The following is a 16,131-nucleotide window of genomic DNA, read 5'->3' on the forward strand; positions in this document are numbered from 1 at the left end:
CACTCCGGGCAATGAATGGTGTTTTTACCCTTTATAAACAGCGTGTAACTGCTATATTCAAGGACTACTTTCGCTTTCGAGAAGGACTCTTCATGGCGTTACTCCGTTTGATTATTCTTTCCGGTTCGCTGTTGGTTGCGACCTCTACCCTGGCCGCCTCCCCGGTGCAGATACGCTTTGATTCTGCCTGCGATTTCAGCAAACTAAGCCTCATTCTTAAAGATCCGCTTAATCCCGACAGTGTACAGCTGAACGTCGAACTGCAACCGCAGGCGGCACAACGACTGGCAGCAACCACGTCCAGCAACAACATCGGCAAGACACTAGTGACTGTGATCAACGGGATCCCAGTGAATAGCGCCACGCTGCACAGTGAGCTGAAGGTGACCGCACTTAGTATCATGACCGATGACCCAACGGCGCAAAAACTGTTCCCCAGCCTGTTGAATAAAAACTGCGAATCCAGCCGAAAATAAGGATCAGCTTTTGCCTTTGATGACTCTGCCCTTCACCACCGAGCGCCTGCAACTGCGCCGCTTTACCCCTGCCGATTTCGACGCCTACGCGGCCTATCACCGCCTGCCGGAGGTCTATCGCTACCTGTACGCCCCCACACCGGACGAAGGACAACTGGCCACCCTGCTTTCCCAGGCGGTGACTTCCCGTTTCACTGAGGAGGGTGATGTTTTTTATTGCGCCGTCACATTGAAAGACAGTGGGGAGTTGATCGGTGAAGTGTTGCTAAAGCTGGCTAACCGTGCCGCACTGCAGGGGGAAATTGGCTATATCTTCAACCCAGCCTACGCGGGAAAAGGCTATGCCGCCGAGGCTGTGAGGTCGGTACTGGAACGCGGATTCGCCGAAATGGGCTTTCACCGCATATTTGCCCGCCTTGATGCCGCCAATCGCGGCTCGATCGGCGTGGTTGAACGTCTGGGGATGCGTAAAGAGGCACACCTGCGGCAAAACGATCGTTTTAACGGCGAATGGGGCGATGAACTGATTTTTGCGCTGCTGAAAGAAGAGTGGCACCCGACAACGCAGCAAGACCGCCTCTAGGCATCCACCAGCATCCTGGCCGCCATTTGTTTTTTGTTACCGGCAGTCATTTGCAATTGTTCCATAAATATTGTGTGATAGCAGAATATCGTTTAAATCAGCGGCAATTAAACCCTGTTAATAAAGCGGTTATATTTGAATATAAATAAAAATGAATTATTCCTGCCTTTAATCCGCTTTTTTTAATTACAAAAGTAGTTTTTAACAATATTGCAAACAATAATATCCCCTCAGTAACCAGAGTTGAACAATCTGTCCCCAGGCAGCCTGTAATAATCCACTTTTCGTTAAAAAAATGGTTAACAAAAAGACATTATCACTGCAATTCGGTTTTGCCGGGCAGGTTGGTTTCACTTATTTCCAGGGTAGCCCCCAATAAATTCTTTCACCTGCAATGAGTAGAATTTACACACAAGAGATTTGAATTAATGAGAAAATTACTCGTCCTGATTTTCTGTCTGAACCTGTTTGGCGTCACGCAACAGGCCGCAGCAGAAGAGAATAAGACCGTTGATGTGGTTCTGATCGGGGGTGGCATCATGAGCGCCACACTGGGGACATACCTGCACGAGCTGGAGCCAAACTGGTCCATCGACATGTATGAGCGCATGAATGGCGTAGCGGAAGAAAGCTCCAACGGCTGGAATAACGCCGGTACCGGTCATTCAGCCTTTGCCGAAATGAACTACACCCCAGAAAAAAAAGACGGCAGCATCGATATCAGTAAAGCCGTGGTGGTGAACGAGTCTTTTGAAATCTCTCGTCAATTCTGGTCTTATCAGGTTAAAAATAACGTCCTGAAAGATCCAAAATCCTTTATTAACAGCGTACCGCACATGAGCTTTGTCTGGGGTGACGATAACGTCAACTTCCTGCGCAAACGCTACGCGGCACTGCAGCACAGCACCCTGTTCCGTGGTATGGAGTACTCTGAAGACGCCAACCAAATTAAACAGTGGGCCCCACTGGTGATGGACGGCCGCGATCCGACGCAAAAGATTGCCGCCACCCGCATGCCGCTGGGCACCGACGTGAACTTTGGCGTGATCACCCACCAACTGGTGGATACCCTGACCAAAAACCCAAACTTCAAGCTGAACCTGAGCCATGAAGTACGCGATATCAAACGTAATGCCGACAACACCTGGCGCGTAACCGTGGCCGATCTGAACCGTGACGGTAAAGAAACCAGCGTTAATGCCAAGTTCGTGTTTATCGGCGCGGGCGGTGCCTCTCTGACACTGCTGCAGAAATCCGGTATTCCCGAAGCCGAGGGCTATGGCGCCTTCCCGGTCGGCGGTCAGTTCCTGGTCACCACCAACCCGGAAATCGCTAACCAACACCTGGCCAAGGTTTATGGTCTGGCCAGCGTAGGTTCACCACCGATGTCGGTTCCGCACCTGGACACCCGCATGCTGGATGGCAAGCAGGTCTTGCTGTTCGGGCCGTTCGCCACCTTCTCCGGCAAGTTCCTGAAGAACGGTTCACTGTTCGATCTGCTGCATTCCCTGAGCACCTCCAACCTGATGCCAATGACGCATGTCGGGCTGGATAACTTCGACCTGGTGAAATACCTGGTGGGTCAGTTGATGATGAACGACGACGACCGTTTCGCCGCGCTGAAAGAATATTTCCCTGAAGCCAAACAGGCGGACTGGAAGCTGTGGACCGCTGGCCAACGCGTGCAGATCATCAAGAAAGATGATGAAAAAGGCGGCTTGCTGCAGTTCGGTACCGAAGTGGTCAGCGCCAAGGATGGCAGCATCTCCGCTCTGCTGGGTGCCTCTCCGGGCGCATCTACTGCCGCGCCGATCATGCTGCACCTGATGGAAACCGTGTTCAAAGATAAAGTGGCGACGCCGGAATGGCAGAGCAAACTGAAAGAGATCATTCCGTCCTACGGCCACAAGCTGAACGGCGATATTGAAATGACCAACAAGATCCGTGGCTATACCAGCAGCGTATTGCAGTTGGACTATATCGAAGTGAAGCCGGAAACCAACTGATCTTCCCGAAATAAAAAGGCCGCAAAGCGGCCTTTTTATTGACATGGTTTACTGACCGAATTTAACTAAATAACTCGTCATAATGTGTGTCTTGTATCCTTGGGGTTAAATTGACATCTGTTTTAAAGAACAAACTGTTTATTAAATCATTATGAATTTGATCCTTAAGCAGTACCACACCATCCTGATCGTCCAATTGCTGATTGCCATTTCTGTCGATAATCAAAAAGCTGTCCGATTTACCATTGCCATGTTCAATGGATGCAATCCCTACTTTACTGCTTAGCCCAGTATCAAGGTGCAATAATGCCTTCAACAAACCCAGAGCCCCACCAACGACATTCCCCGCGATCCCCGCCAGTTGGCTAACCACATCGGCATCATTGCCGACACCGTAATCCGCCACCTTAGTATTACTGCTGTTATTGGAGATCAGCGTTACCTTACTGAAGTAGTAATCGTCTTTGATGGTATCGAGGATAATATCCTGCTGCGCCTGGAAATCGTTGATTGTAATGCCTGTAGTGGCGGAGCCAGGTTGAATCTTGAAGGTGTCTCGTCCCCCCCCGCCCGTCACCGTGGTATTATTCGTCAACATGAACAGATCATCCGCCTGGCTGCCTTTGATGTTAAGTAGCTCACCGTTCAATCCCTGATTCTCTAATACACCATCCCACAAAGCCAAATTGCCATCGGTTAGAGACAATGAATGAAGTAAATTTACCACTACACCGTTACCTGAGCCTCCCGTCGCGCTACTGTCAATTTTGACCCCAGCGCTATTATTGGTAGCATCAATAGTATGCACGGTCTTATAGCCTTCTTTCAAAGTTAACAACATCTTATGGTCACCGGTGATATTCACCGTTTCTACCTGTAGTTTTCCTGGAAAATATCTATCGGTGTTGCCTATTTTTGAACTCGTATCATGCAATCCCAATTTGTTGGCAAATTCTCCAAACCCTGACGAGTCGATATTAATCGTTTTCAAACCCACTCCGCTTGGACCATCACTTTGTTGACTCTTTATACCAATATAACCCGCGTCAACTAATGCAGAAGAAGATGCATTAAACTTAATATCAAATTTTTCAGTTACATCAGGCATAAATGAGAATGTGATGGTATCTCTGCTCCCCTGCCCATTCCCTTGCACCTCCAGATAAGCCATTTTAGAGCTTTGTATATTAATAATACGAACGCCTATATCATTCAAGTATGCATCCGCAGGTATTTCCGTCGGTAGCACCCCTGTTTTAAATGTGTAATAGGCATCTCTACTGCCCAAAACAAAACCTTTCTCACCAAGTGCAGTATTTTTAGCTGCCTGTGTGACGACACCTGGAGCATCGATAAAATCTAATGATGCATTTCCCGTCAGAACCCCCATATCTAACACCCCGCCAAAGAGGTCCGTGAGCTGACTCTCATTAGATATTTGGCCTCCTGGTTCATATTGAGCACGGTAAAAAAACCCGCCGAGATAGCCATCCAGCTCTATCTGTTGGAAGTTTTTATAAAACTCAACGTGAGATGAAATTTCGGTGTGTCGGCTGATACCGTTGTAATAGATGGTAATGACCTTTTCAATATAGTTTGCCGAGATTATATTATTACCAGCCCCTCCATCGAAATAAACAAAACCTTTTATGTTATTAAAACTAGCGCGCATGCTTTGGGAATTTCCACCCCAGTATAGGACATCATCTCCCGCACCGAATCTATAGTTCGCGACGCCAAAATAATGTAAGGCATAGTCGTTGAAGTAGTCACCACCATTACTTCCATAGAAATTAAGCGCAGACATGCCACTATTGATAGTTACCCCCTCGCTCACACCATTGTTCGACAGTTTAACCGTGCCTGCCTTAATATCATAAGCCCCGACGCTGTCAATGGTTAAATATTTTAGGTGGTCGGCAAACGAAAGATCATTAGTGCTACCATCAAACTGATTAGGATCTATAGCGACATTTGTAAGTACAGCAATTTCGGCATTGCTTAGAACATGTTTCACGCCAGAGTTAACCGTACTTGTATTGTCCCTCCCTAATATAAGAACGGTTTCATACATCAAGCTGGTACCAATATCTCGTTCAAAAGCGTGCTGAGCTATGCTGCTCTCATTATCAGTCGCTATGTTATTTCTCAAGTCAAAAATGATCGCAATTGCAATATCATTTTTCGCCCCTAACCCTGCATAATGACTTAGTTCGCTAGCAGTAGCATTGCGTCCATGTAACTCTTTAAAAATATGTTGTATAAATTCATTTCCATTAAGCTGTGCACCTTTGCGCATAAACTCGGCCGACCCGAGCAACAACTCTGCCAGATCTTTATAGCTCCGACCTTTTTCAAGGTATTTACTCCAGTTATCTAAGCCACCAGAGTCAATGTTTCTGTGCGGTATAGCCAAATACAACGCTGATACCTGCTCTTGATAATTTAATGCTGGTAGCTCACCCTGCTTGTGAAATACTGTTGTATTCGCTATAAACTTATCTTTAGCAGCCTGATCTGCAGGTGTAACAGGATCCCGTAAAGAGTTAATAATATCGACAAGAATATCACCTCTTCGGCTCCCATGTTCCAGCTCATGCAAATACTTAGTCAGCTCACTTTGACTTGGCTCTCTTTTAAATCCTTGCATAAAGAGCCGCTCGATAAACTGAGTGTTATCCAGAACGGTGAGATAGGCTCTATCGTAGATGAATTTTTGAGCGACCTGTTCTAAGGTCATCTTTCCACTATTTAGTACATCCCCCCAAAAGCTGATCCCACTTGCAACAGCGACAGAGCCAATAACATAATAAAGTGAAAAAACATCCTGAGCGCCATGCGCATCAGCTGCCTGATTCACCGTTGGATAAAGTATTTCATTAACAACCTTATCAACCTTTGCTTTTGCTGAATAATGGCTGCCTGTTGCAGACTCACCTGTCTTATACATATTAATATAAGACATTAATTTCGCAAGAGCCTCGTCCAATGGTAGTGAATACAAATCATTGTAGTATGGCTGATCACCAGAAGCACGGCCAAAAATAGATCGAGCAATTGCAGTGATCACTGAGCTATCAGAATACCCATCGTACATTTCATGCCCAGTTTCCGAGTCGAGTAATTTTCTCGCCAGCCCAGTCGCGGTGAGTTCACCTCGCTCCACTTCAGCAGCTACACGGTCAATTTCGTAAATATTTGATTTAACGCCAAGAATGCCATAATAAAAAGTGGCGACCATCTTTTGATATGCTAGTGAAGCCATAATTCCCCCAGATTATTTAAAAAATCGCTATTACAACCTTGTTGAACGTGCAAAAATAAAATAATACATTGCGTTAAGATGCTACCATTGCCGTGAAAGCTCTGTACTGTACAGGCGCCATTTTCAAACCACGCCCCAATACCTACCACGACCAAATCGACAAGTTTGGCTTAAATAGCGAAAACGTTATTCAAAAGAATAGGTTCTTGCTACTGATAAACAACGGCCGCATCCTGCCAGTAACATTTAAAAATTGCATATAAAACATCAAATTAAAAAAAACCATAAAAATTTGATGTAATAACACCAATTAATAAAAGGTTAATAAATTAGATATGTCAAGAAAGGGGATGAAATAAAATAGCAACATTATTCAAAGTGAAACTATTAACAATCAAGATATGACTTAATTACTATATATCTTAATTAATCAGCAGGTAACCAGTGTAGATGAACTTATCTTATGCTCTGATACTTTATGACACCACATAGATGCACATAAAAATATGTCTTACAAAATTAACAAGATTGTGCTTGCAAAACCATAAGCATCATCTATTATCAAAGAACTAGCTTGGATAATTACTCTTACCTACTCTGTGAGCTGAACGTCGTACTGCGGGAGAACTTAAACAATGGATCGCGTCAATATCATTCACGATTTGCTGGACTGGATTGAAAATCACCTGGATCAACCGTTGCTGTTAGACAACGTAGCGGCGAAGTCGGGCTACTCCAAATGGCATCTGCAAAGGATGTTCCGCAGTACCACCGGTCATGCGCTGGGCAGTTATATCCGTGAACGTCGCCTGTCGCAAGCTGCGCAGGCACTGCGTTCAAGCCCACGCCCTATTCTCGATATCGCTCTGCAGTTCCACTTTGATTCTCAGCCATCATTTTCACGCGCGTTTAAAAAGCAGTTCGGTAAAACACCGGCGGTGTATCGCCGCACCACGCGCTGGGATGTGGCAGAAATGCGCCCACAGGCTATCGAGCCGCTGAACGGGCATCGTCACGAGTCACCGGGCGTGCATCTGTGGTATGCGGGTAAATGTCTGGATGGCAAATGTGGTAATTGGATGGGGCAATAGCGGCCCTCTCAAGATAACAAAATGCCGCCCCTTTTAAGCACCGAACTGGTGTTTTAAAAGGGACGGCATTTTTATTGCAGTACTGCTTATTTGAACGTGACGTCTACGTTAGCCGTGGCGTTAAACACCCCAGGCGTTGGATTGTTCGTCAGCCATTTCAGGTTGGCGATGAAGGTTTCCGACACTTCGTTCTGCTTGTCCTGCAATACCCCGCCAAAGTCTACGTTGGTCTGCAGAGGGATCGGCTTTTTGTTGGTGTCACGTTGCTGGGTCAGGAAAATCGCTACACCCGGCTTGGTGGTTGGCAGAATCTGCGTGTTATCCGACGGATCGGCATTGGTGCTGCTAAAGCTGGCCTGCAACGATTGTCCCGCACATTCACCGCCGTTCAACGTGGCTTTGATAGCAAACGGAACCTGTTTAGCAACGGTGCCGGTTTTGGCACTGGAGGTACTCAGCACACCAAAATCGACGCTGGCACCATTATTCGCCAACACGCTGATTTGTGGATTGCACTGGATCACGCGGATCTTGTCCAGCCCTTTAATATAAGCATTAAAGTTACTGTCTTTAGTCGCATTCAGCCCCAACTCACCGTCAATCTGGAACAATGATGCTCGTGCCAATGGCGCAAAATTGCCCGCAGGGGGTTTAACGCCAGTGGCTTTGATATACACCGAATAACTGGCAGTTACTGCCTGAGGGGCCGCTTTATTTCTACCGTTAGTACGAACGGTTCCCGGCCCCAGGTCAGGGCCGGTTGGCCGGTTTGAACTCTGTTTGAGGTTAATAGCATCATAGTCACGCCCGTTGATCGAAACCCCAATTTCCAGCGATTTATCCAGCGCGCCGAAGGAGTTCTGCGGGTTCCAGTAAATATAAGCATGTTCCCCCTGCGGATGACCATCGGTGTCCCAGCAGGTAAAGGTTGAGGTAAAGTTCTGCGAACGCCAGATTAGATTGCCTTTAACGAAATCACTGGCGGCCAAAACAATCGCTCGTCCAACGTCAATATCCTGTGTGACACTACCGGTTGGGTTGCTGGAACCGGTCGAGTTACCGAACCGGCACTGCATTGCCGCTGCCTGCTGCGCCATCGCCAACCCTGCCAATGCCACCAGTGACAGAAGTGTATTTCGTCCGAATTTGCTCAAGTTCATGGTGCACCTTACAGTTTTTGGCATTGCAGAGTCAGTTCCTGATATCCCATACCAGTTTGTTGATTACCCACGCTGGCCGGGATCGGCAGTACGCACTGCTGATCGGCTTTCGGGCCCCATTTAATGGTCAGTTTTTCACCTGGTTTCACACCAGAAACATAGGTATCGCCATTCAGCCCCACGGTCCCGCTGTTGCGGCCATCTTCATTGAACACGCCGGCACCAATGGCAGGATAGTTGTTATCCCCAAGTTGAGCATGAATCAACAGACTGACCCCTTTGAAGGTATCAAAGGTCACCTTAACCACCGACTTCTCGGTTGGCACCACTTGTTTACTGGCAATAGGCACGTCCAGGCCTGGGCCGAAATCTTCGGTGCGTAACGCAACATAGTTGAAGCGGTATGGGTTTGCCGATGGCACTACGGCATAACCGAAGCGGTCAATCGTCACGCCCGGTTGGTTTTCCAGACGTACGCCTTTGGCGTCTTTGGCTTCAACCAACAAAATGGTGTTCTGCAGCGGTTGCGTTAAGGTTGCCCCACCGGAATGCACCAGCAGACCACCCGACAGGCCTACCCCTGCCTGACGATAATTAGAGCTATACGCGTAACTACCATCAATGTTACCCACGCTGCTGCTGTAACCGAGGTTCAGGTTACTGCTCTGACCGGAAGATTGCGTGTGGCCGGTAGAGACCGAGTAGTTCATACGACGGTCGTCCAGCATGGTACCGCTGATGCCGGTGGAATAGCTGTCGCCACTTTGCTTGCTGTGTGCCGCACTGAAGTTGGCCGTGGTCGAATTATTGTTCTGACCCCAATCCAGTGGCATAGAAACGGTAAAGTTTACGCTGCGATCGGAATAGCCGTACTGTCCACGAGTATCCTGGACATAGACACCGTAAGAAATGCGTTTATAACCGTCGTTATAGCCTAACTGAACGGTGCGATCGTTACCCGACACCCCCCAATAGTTCTGATGGCTAACGTTGGCATACAGGCTGGCACCCGCCCACAGCTGCTGGCTGAGCGACAGTTCAACACGCTCACGTTTATTGCCGTAACGGGCGGTATAGCGGGTACGCTTCTGGTTGTTACTCCAGGAAGGTTGACCGGGTTTCAGATCGTTGGGATCCCAATAGTCATTGGCGTAGACCCCATTGCGCCAGCGGTTACGTTCTTCGACTGCATCGCCCAGATCGTAATAGCCGGAAGTCGCATAGCGGTAACCCGCCAGTTGGAAGTTGGTGCCCATCTGGTTCAAAGATTTGGAATACAGGAAGCGGAAGCTCTGACCTTGCTTGCGATCGCCGTTAGCCAGCTCGGTATCTGAAATAGACCCATCTACCGACACTGCCCCCCATGAGCCAAGACTTTTACCGATGCCCAGTGCGGCGGAGCGATAATGCTCAGCCATAACGACCCCGCCAAAAGGCGTCAGGCCATAATTTAAGCCGCGTGCCAGCGTGCCCTGAATCAAATTAGGCTGATAGCCACCGTTACCGTTATGGTATTTACCGGCAGTCAGCTGGAAGTTCCAAATGCCTTCACGCAGCATGTTAGCCACAGAGGAATAAGCCACACTGAAACTTTTATGTGAACCGTCGGCTTCGTTAACCGTGACGTTCAGGTCACCGTTGTTGGTATGCGGATAAACGTCATGGATCTCGAAAGGACCCGGAGCCACGTTAGTGCTGTAGATGACATAGCCATTCTGGCGGATCTCTACTCGGGCGTTGGTCGCAGCAATACCACGAACCACCGGCGCATAACCGCGCAGGCTGTCTGGCAACATATCGTCCACGCTGGACAATTGCACACCGCGGAACTGGAAACTGTTGAACACGTTATTGTTGGTACTGGCCTGCCCCATGATCAGACGGCTACGCCATGGCGCAATATCCGTTTCTGCCCAGGAAGAGATGTTGGTCCAGTTGGAGCTGCTGCCACTCTGCTTATCCAGGGTGGAGTTGTTACGAAGGCGCCATCTTCCGAGATTGACGCCACTGTTCAACGACAGGAAGGTGTATTCGCTGCCATCGGCATCATCACGGCTATAACTGTTCTTGTTATAATTGAAAGTATAGTTGGCGAACAGAGCATTAATGCCTTCGTCATACATGCTGGCCGGGATTGCGCCTCTGGCGCTCAGTTCCATCATGGTCTGCGGCACGGAGATATTGATCTGCTGCACCCCCGCATCATAGCTGACGGTGGCGTCTTTGATCACTGCAGGTAAATCAACACAGCTACCCGCTGGCAGAGTCTGCGGCAGTTTAATGCCGTAGTTCAGCAGATCTTCAACTTTAAGGCAGGGCTGAGATGCAGCCTGTCCCTTGGCCTGACGAAAAGTAATATCTTTATGATCGACCTGGTTCAGGTTGACATAAATATCAAATGGGTAGACGCCCGGCTGCAAAGCATCACCCTGAGCAACAGCTTCAGCGTTGCTCAGGTTTTCATTGCCGTGCACAAACGACATATTAAAGTCTGCCAGCGCCGCCTCACTCCATAACATTGGCGCACCGGCGGCAATAATTGCAATCCGGATGAACTTTGTCAGCCGCGTCATTCCGCATGCTACTTTCCGTTGATATACCATTCCCTGTCTCTCTTATTGTACTGGAACGTCCTTGACTTCCGTTCTACCGCCAAAATCGTTGATATAACTGAAGGAAATCTTATTATTAACGTTAGCGCCCGCGGGGATATCAATCGACAGACGATCGCCTGGGTTCACCATATTGGCGTCCACATCCACGGTTTTTCCCGCGCTATTTTTCAAATGCAGAGCCCCAAAAGTAATATGCAGAGGGCCATCGTTAATCGCCAGCAAACGTGAACCTTCACGCTGCCAACGCAATTTTTTCACCTGCTCGTCCAACGTGGTTTTCAACGTCGTCGGGCGGTAAAAAAGTTTGATTCGGGTACGTACCGCAACCTGAAGTACATTTTCCAGCTTCGGTGCCGGTGGTATTTCCTGCACGTTAATCCACAGCAGAGTTTCTTTATCCTGCGGGAAGCCATTGCCGGAATAGATAAAACGCAAGATTGCCGTTTTCGCGCCGTCCAATTTCAGGATCGGGGGAACAACCACAATCGGCAAATTCTTCGGTACCTGATTTCTGTCACCAGTATCCAGCCAGGTCTGCACCATATAGGCTTCAGCAGCGTCATTATGAATTGGCAGTGAGGCGGACTTATCAGTGCCGTTATAGATCACGCGGGTGGCATCAACCTGGATCCCGGCGTAGCTGCTAAAAGTGCCCAGCATCAGCAGAGCAGCAAAGAACTTTTTCATCGGTTTCCTCTACGGGCCATCCTTGGCCGTCAATGTCCTAAAAGGTCGATTATTTGTATTCGATGGTGAACGGGCTGGTAGCGTTAGCCAGACCAGCAGTCACAGCACTGAATGAACGGTAGCGAGCTTGCAGATTGAAGGTCGCTTTACCTGATGCATCAACGGTAACTTTAGCAACGTCATCTTTGATGTTAGAGCCATCGCCGATAGCGAAAGGCTTGTTGTTGTTATCGGTGATTTCGATGCCCACGCCAGTTGCCGCAGTACCGGTACCGCCAACGTTGCTTACGGACAGCAGGTCTGGGTTGCCGGCAACGGTGTTACCGTCGAAACGCAGGCTGTAATCGCCAGCATCACATTTGTCCAGAGAGATCTGGAAAGCTTTAGATGCAGATTTATCACCGATATTTGCAAAAGCAGAAGTTGGGTAGGTGCCCAGGTAAACTTCTTTATTTTGAGTATCGCTAGTTACTTCACAAGTAGACTGTTTGATTTCACCGGTGAATTTAACGGTGCCATTTGCTGCCATTGCATTGGAAGCAGTTACAGACAATACCAGTGCGGCCAAAGGCAATAATACTTTTTTCATTTCCAGCTCCATAGAAAAACAATAAAATAATCGATTCAGTGATAGATGAATATATAACGACCCGGCACTGAGCATACACTCAGCGATAGCACTCCTTGCTTAAAAGGAATGTTGCCTCGATGAACCCATTGCCGGACGAAATATAGACTAAGCGCATTCTTATTGTTAAATCGTTTAAAACATTCATAACCCCCCTCTTGATAGGAATAAACTATCAACAAATACCTATCGATCGATGTTGACGATTCAATCGAATAGGAATAATCTGTGTTTTAGAAAGGCATGCAGTTGGACATCTTGCCTTAAGGCCTGATTAACAGCACATTATTCCGTTTATTAACATTTTATTACCTTTTGAGTGATTTCGACTTCGCGACAAATGGCGTGTTTAAAGGTCTGTGAGCGACTTTGCTCATCCTGGCTTTATCAAATAAGACATTTACCCATAAATAGACTGAATTTTATTTTATTTTCGTTATAAAACAGATACTTGTATATCAATCAAGGGATTGAGGAATGCGCAGTTCTTTTAGAGAGAAAAATAACGGAATTAATTATGTTTTTCAGCCAATGTTCGCAAAATCCGGACAACTGCTGGCCGTTGAGTGCCTGTCACGATTCACTTTTAATAGTGAATATGCACATTTTTCTCCTGAACAGTTCTTTCGTACTGCCGATAGTGCCACCCGGATTGAGATCCTGTTAGAGCAGGTCAGTCTGATAGAGAAATATAATCACTGGTTTCGCGAAAATCAGGTCATAGCGACATTAAATGTGGATGACCATTCACTGAGATCTTTGGCCAATAGCCATTTTGCAGAAAGAATCAGTGCTACTCGCTGTATTCATTTCGAAATCAGTGAGAACTCAACCCGACTGGTAAAAGATCGTGTCCATGGCGATCCCTCACTCAAGAGCTATTCATTTTGGCTCGATGACTTTGGTTCTGGCTACGCGGGTTTTTCGGCGTTGTATAACAGCCAGTTCCGCTTCGTTAAACTCGACCGTTTTTTGTTGTGGGACTTTATGAAAAAGTCCGGCGGTGACGGTTTAATGCGCGCTTTATTGCGTTTTTTTCACCTTAATCATTACAAGGTGATTATCGAAGGGGTAGAAACTCCCGAACATAAAAGATGGCTGGACGAAATGCCATATTACGCACTGCAGGGAAAGCTGTGGAAGGAATCCGACATCAAGGATTTGAACTCGCTTCTTACAGCTGAATACTTTTAACTCATTATGGGTGTTTGCCATTATGTCTAAAAACAATGTCCTTGTTATTAGTGAGTGTAAGTACAGCTATGTCGGCCTTTCGGTATTACTGAAAAAACATTACGGTAAGTACGATATCAGACTGTTTTCGGATTTTATGCACGGCGGAGCCAAGGCGGAGAAAATAATTAAGCACGATATCGCGCTGATCTTCACCTCGCAAAATCTGGAACAAAGCGTCAACGTCATTGAAAGCCTGGTGTCTTTGCATCAGCAATACAACTCAAAAACACGCCTGCTGGTGTTTTATGACGACGAGCGCGTAGTGAAGTTATTATCGATCCTGGGGATTTCCGTTGAATTGGTCTCTACGCGTATCCCACTTTATTCGCTGCAGGAAAAAATACAAAACCTGTTGGAAAGCAAAGAGCCCGGCGGGATAAAAATGCAGAAAACCCGGGAACTCAGCCCGGCGGAGAGTGACGTTATTTTCAATTTGCTGCGTGGTGACAGCCTGCTGCATATTGCCCAAAAACGTGGCACCCATCCCAAAACCATTTTCTCTCAGAAATACAGTGCGATGAAAAAACTGCGTTTGCGCAGCATGAGCACTATCTTCGTCGCCAGTAAGTGAACCTTCAGGCCGCCGCCCGGCGGCCTGCTCCCGTCGGTTACGTTAAATTAATGTAACAATAAACGATAAAGCAGTAACAGCCACATAACACTCCTGCCTGTTGGTTAGGATCCAGCCACGGAATTATCCCGTGAGCCATGTCGTCTGGATCATAAAAACATCAGGAGATGTTATGAAGTCATCCTTATTCAGCCGTTATACCTGTCTTGTGTTGAGTCTCTTGCTGACACTGGTGTCATTGGCACTATTGCCACACCAGCCCTGGTTTTGGCTGCCGACCCTCATTTTTGGTGGTCTGAGCGCATTGGGTATTTACGATCTGACCCAACAGCGCCACGCTATCTGCCGTAACTACCCGATTATCGGCCGTCTACGCTTTTTCTTCGAATTTATCCGCCCGGAAATACGCCAGTATTTATTGGAAGAAGATAACGCGCAGATCCCGTTCTCACGTACCCAACGCACGTTGGTCTATCGTCGAGCCAAAAACGAGATGGGTGACAAACCGTTCGGCACCCAGTTGGATGTTTATCAAACCGGCTATGAATGCATCGGCCATTCCATGCGCCCGGTAGAGGTGTCCGACCCGACCAGTTTTCGCGTGGCGATCGGCGGCCCAGGCTGCAGCCAGCCCTACTCCGCCTCTATTTTCAACATCTCCGCCATGAGTTTCGGCGCGCTGTCAGCCAATGCCATTCGTGCTCTTAACCTGGGGGCAGCCAAGGGCAATTTCTACCACGACACCGGCGAAGGCAGCATTAGCCGCTATCACCGTGAGAATGGCGGCGACCTGGTGTGGGAACTGGGCAGTGGTTATTTTGGTTGCCGTACCGGCGACGGTCATTTTGATCCGCAGCGCTTTGCCGAGCAGGCCAAAAGCCCACAGGTCAAAATGATTGAAATCAAACTCAGCCAAGGCGCAAAACCGGGCCATGGCGGCATTCTGCCGGCTAAAAAAGTGGATGCAGAAATTGCCGCGACGCGCGGCGTACCTGAAGGGGTCGACTGCATTTCTCCGGCCTCACACAGTGCCTTCAGCACCCCGGTAGAAATGATGCATTTCATTCAGCAACTGCGCGAGCTCTCCGGCGGCAAACCCGTAGGTTTCAAGCTGTGTATCGGCCACCCATGGGAGTTTGTCGCCATCGTCAAAGCCATGCTGCAAACCCAAATATTGCCGGACTTTATCGTGGTAGACGGTAAAGAAGGTGGGACCGGTGCCGCGCCGCTTGAGCTGTCCAACTATATGGGCATGCCGCTGCGCGAAGGGTTACTGTTCGTGCATAACACCTTGGTCGGCTGCGGGTTGCGCGACAAAGTCAAAGTGGGTGCCAGCGGCAAAATCATCAGCGCCTTCGACATCGCCAGCGTATTGGTACTGGGTGCCGATTGGGTGAACTCCGCGCGTGGCTTTATGTTTGCCGTCGGCTGCATCCAGTCACAGACTTGCCACACCAATCACTGCCCAACCGGTGTCGCCACCCAGGATCCGCTACGACAGAAAGCGCTGGTGGTGCCGAACAAGGCGGAACGCGTTTATCATTTCCACCAGAATACGGTGAAAGCGCTGGCCGAAATGTTGGCAGCAGCCGGGGTCAGTCGCCCGGAACAGCTGACCTCGCACCATATGCTGCGCCGCATTACTTCAACGGAAATCAAAGTCTACGCCGACATCTACTATTATTTGGAACCCGGTGCACTGCTGCAAAAAGAGATCGAAAGCGATTTCTATGCGCGCATGTGGCGCATGGCAACACCCAACAGTTTCGATCAGGCGATCGCCCTGCCGGCTTAAACGGGACAAATATATTGT

General features: G+C 48.2%; 12 protein-coding genes. 7 read left to right on the forward strand and 5 right to left on the reverse strand.

Annotated features, from left to right (window positions below):
* The first annotated feature begins 92 nt into the window (after window positions 1-92).
* The 3 genes from OC597_RS02480 to mqo all read left to right on the forward strand — a co-directional run bounded on the left by OC597_RS02480 (window position 93) and on the right by mqo (window position 3,065).
* Complete coding sequence (locus OC597_RS02480; protein ID WP_262207285.1) at window positions 93-476, forward strand: hypothetical protein; 384 nt, start codon at window positions 93-95, stop codon at window positions 474-476.
* Between the two features lie 10 nt (window positions 477-486).
* Window positions 487-1,059 (forward strand): GNAT family N-acetyltransferase, encoded by a 573-nt coding sequence (locus OC597_RS02485; protein WP_316044854.1) that lies wholly within the window; start codon window positions 487-489, stop codon window positions 1,057-1,059.
* A gap of 428 nt (window positions 1,060-1,487) precedes the next feature.
* Window positions 1,488-3,065, forward strand: coding sequence for a malate dehydrogenase (quinone) (mqo, locus tag OC597_RS02490; protein WP_262207287.1), 1,578 nt, complete (start codon window positions 1,488-1,490; stop codon window positions 3,063-3,065).
* 61 nt (window positions 3,066-3,126) lie between these two features.
* Here mqo and OC597_RS02495 read toward each other — a convergent pair whose 3' ends face one another.
* Window positions 3,127-6,330, reverse strand: a complete 3,204-nt coding sequence (locus OC597_RS02495) for a DUF4214 domain-containing protein (RefSeq protein WP_262207289.1) — start codon at window positions 6,328-6,330, stop codon at window positions 3,127-3,129.
* A gap of 635 nt (window positions 6,331-6,965) precedes the next feature.
* On the opposite strand from OC597_RS02495, the gene OC597_RS02500 reads away from it, so the two are divergent.
* A complete protein-coding gene (locus OC597_RS02500; protein ID WP_261462159.1) occupies window positions 6,966-7,421 on the forward strand; it encodes a helix-turn-helix domain-containing protein in 456 nt (151 codons plus the stop codon).
* Between the two features lie 86 nt (window positions 7,422-7,507).
* On the opposite strand, the gene OC597_RS02505 is transcribed toward OC597_RS02500, so the two are convergent.
* The 4 genes from OC597_RS02505 to OC597_RS02520 all read right to left on the reverse strand — a co-directional run bounded on the left by OC597_RS02505 (window position 7,508) and on the right by OC597_RS02520 (window position 12,472).
* Window positions 7,508-8,581 (reverse strand): fimbrial protein, encoded by a 1,074-nt coding sequence (locus tag OC597_RS02505; RefSeq protein ID WP_262207291.1) that lies wholly within the window; start codon window positions 8,579-8,581, stop codon window positions 7,508-7,510.
* Between the two features lie 8 nt (window positions 8,582-8,589).
* Entirely contained in the window at window positions 8,590-11,100 is a 2,511-nt protein-coding gene (locus OC597_RS02510) for a fimbria/pilus outer membrane usher protein (RefSeq protein ID WP_262207293.1), read from the reverse strand.
* Between the two features lie 96 nt (window positions 11,101-11,196).
* Window positions 11,197-11,883, reverse strand: a complete 687-nt coding sequence (locus OC597_RS02515) for a fimbrial biogenesis chaperone (protein WP_261252021.1) — start codon at window positions 11,881-11,883, stop codon at window positions 11,197-11,199.
* 49 nt (window positions 11,884-11,932) lie between these two features.
* Entirely contained in the window at window positions 11,933-12,472 is a 540-nt protein-coding gene (locus OC597_RS02520) for a fimbrial protein (RefSeq protein ID WP_099064187.1), read from the reverse strand.
* Between the two features lie 516 nt (window positions 12,473-12,988).
* Here OC597_RS02520 and OC597_RS02525 point away from each other — a divergent pair.
* The 3 genes from OC597_RS02525 to OC597_RS02535 all read left to right on the forward strand — a co-directional run bounded on the left by OC597_RS02525 (window position 12,989) and on the right by OC597_RS02535 (window position 16,113).
* Window positions 12,989-13,705 carry an EAL domain-containing protein gene (locus tag OC597_RS02525; protein ID WP_261252020.1) on the forward strand — a complete coding sequence of 239 codons (717 nt, stop codon included), beginning with the start codon at window positions 12,989-12,991 and terminating at the stop codon, window positions 13,703-13,705.
* A 22-nt stretch (window positions 13,706-13,727) separates the two neighbouring features.
* Window positions 13,728-14,318, forward strand: a complete 591-nt coding sequence (locus OC597_RS02530) for a LuxR family transcriptional regulator (RefSeq protein ID WP_061807054.1) — start codon at window positions 13,728-13,730, stop codon at window positions 14,316-14,318.
* A 172-nt stretch (window positions 14,319-14,490) separates the two neighbouring features.
* Window positions 14,491-16,113 carry an FMN-binding glutamate synthase family protein gene (locus OC597_RS02535; protein WP_262207297.1) on the forward strand — a complete coding sequence of 541 codons (1,623 nt, stop codon included), beginning with the start codon at window positions 14,491-14,493 and terminating at the stop codon, window positions 16,111-16,113.
* Window positions 16,114-16,131 lie beyond the last annotated feature (18 nt).

Source organism: Serratia proteamaculans (assembly GCF_946227095.1).
Taxonomy (GTDB): Bacteria; Pseudomonadota; Gammaproteobacteria; order Enterobacterales; family Enterobacteriaceae; genus Serratia; species Serratia proteamaculans_E.

Bases quoted from the DNA above. Each gene is read 5' to 3' on its own strand.
- OC597_RS02480 (WP_262207285.1), top strand. From the start codon at position 93: ATGGCGTTACTCCGTTTGATTATTCTTTCCGGTTCGCTGTTGGTTGCG.
- mqo (WP_262207287.1), top strand. From the start codon at position 1,488: ATGAGAAAATTACTCGTCCTGATTTTCTGTCTGAACCTGTTTGGCGTC.
- OC597_RS02495 (WP_262207289.1), bottom strand. From the start codon at position 6,330: ATGGCTTCACTAGCATATCAAAAGATGGTCGCCACTTTTTATTATGGC.
- OC597_RS02500 (WP_261462159.1), top strand. From the start codon at position 6,966: ATGGATCGCGTCAATATCATTCACGATTTGCTGGACTGGATTGAAAAT.
- OC597_RS02505 (WP_262207291.1), bottom strand. From the start codon at position 8,581: ATGAACTTGAGCAAATTCGGACGAAATACACTTCTGTCACTGGTGGCA.
- OC597_RS02510 (WP_262207293.1), bottom strand. From the start codon at position 11,100: ATGTTATGGAGTGAGGCGGCGCTGGCAGACTTTAATATGTCGTTTGTG.
- OC597_RS02515 (WP_261252021.1), bottom strand. From the start codon at position 11,883: ATGAAAAAGTTCTTTGCTGCTCTGCTGATGCTGGGCACTTTTAGCAGC.
- OC597_RS02520 (WP_099064187.1), bottom strand. From the start codon at position 12,472: ATGAAAAAAGTATTATTGCCTTTGGCCGCACTGGTATTGTCTGTAACT.
- OC597_RS02525 (WP_261252020.1), top strand. From the start codon at position 12,989: ATGCGCAGTTCTTTTAGAGAGAAAAATAACGGAATTAATTATGTTTTT.
- OC597_RS02530 (WP_061807054.1), top strand. From the start codon at position 13,728: ATGTCTAAAAACAATGTCCTTGTTATTAGTGAGTGTAAGTACAGCTAT.
- OC597_RS02535 (WP_262207297.1), top strand. From the start codon at position 14,491: ATGAAGTCATCCTTATTCAGCCGTTATACCTGTCTTGTGTTGAGTCTC.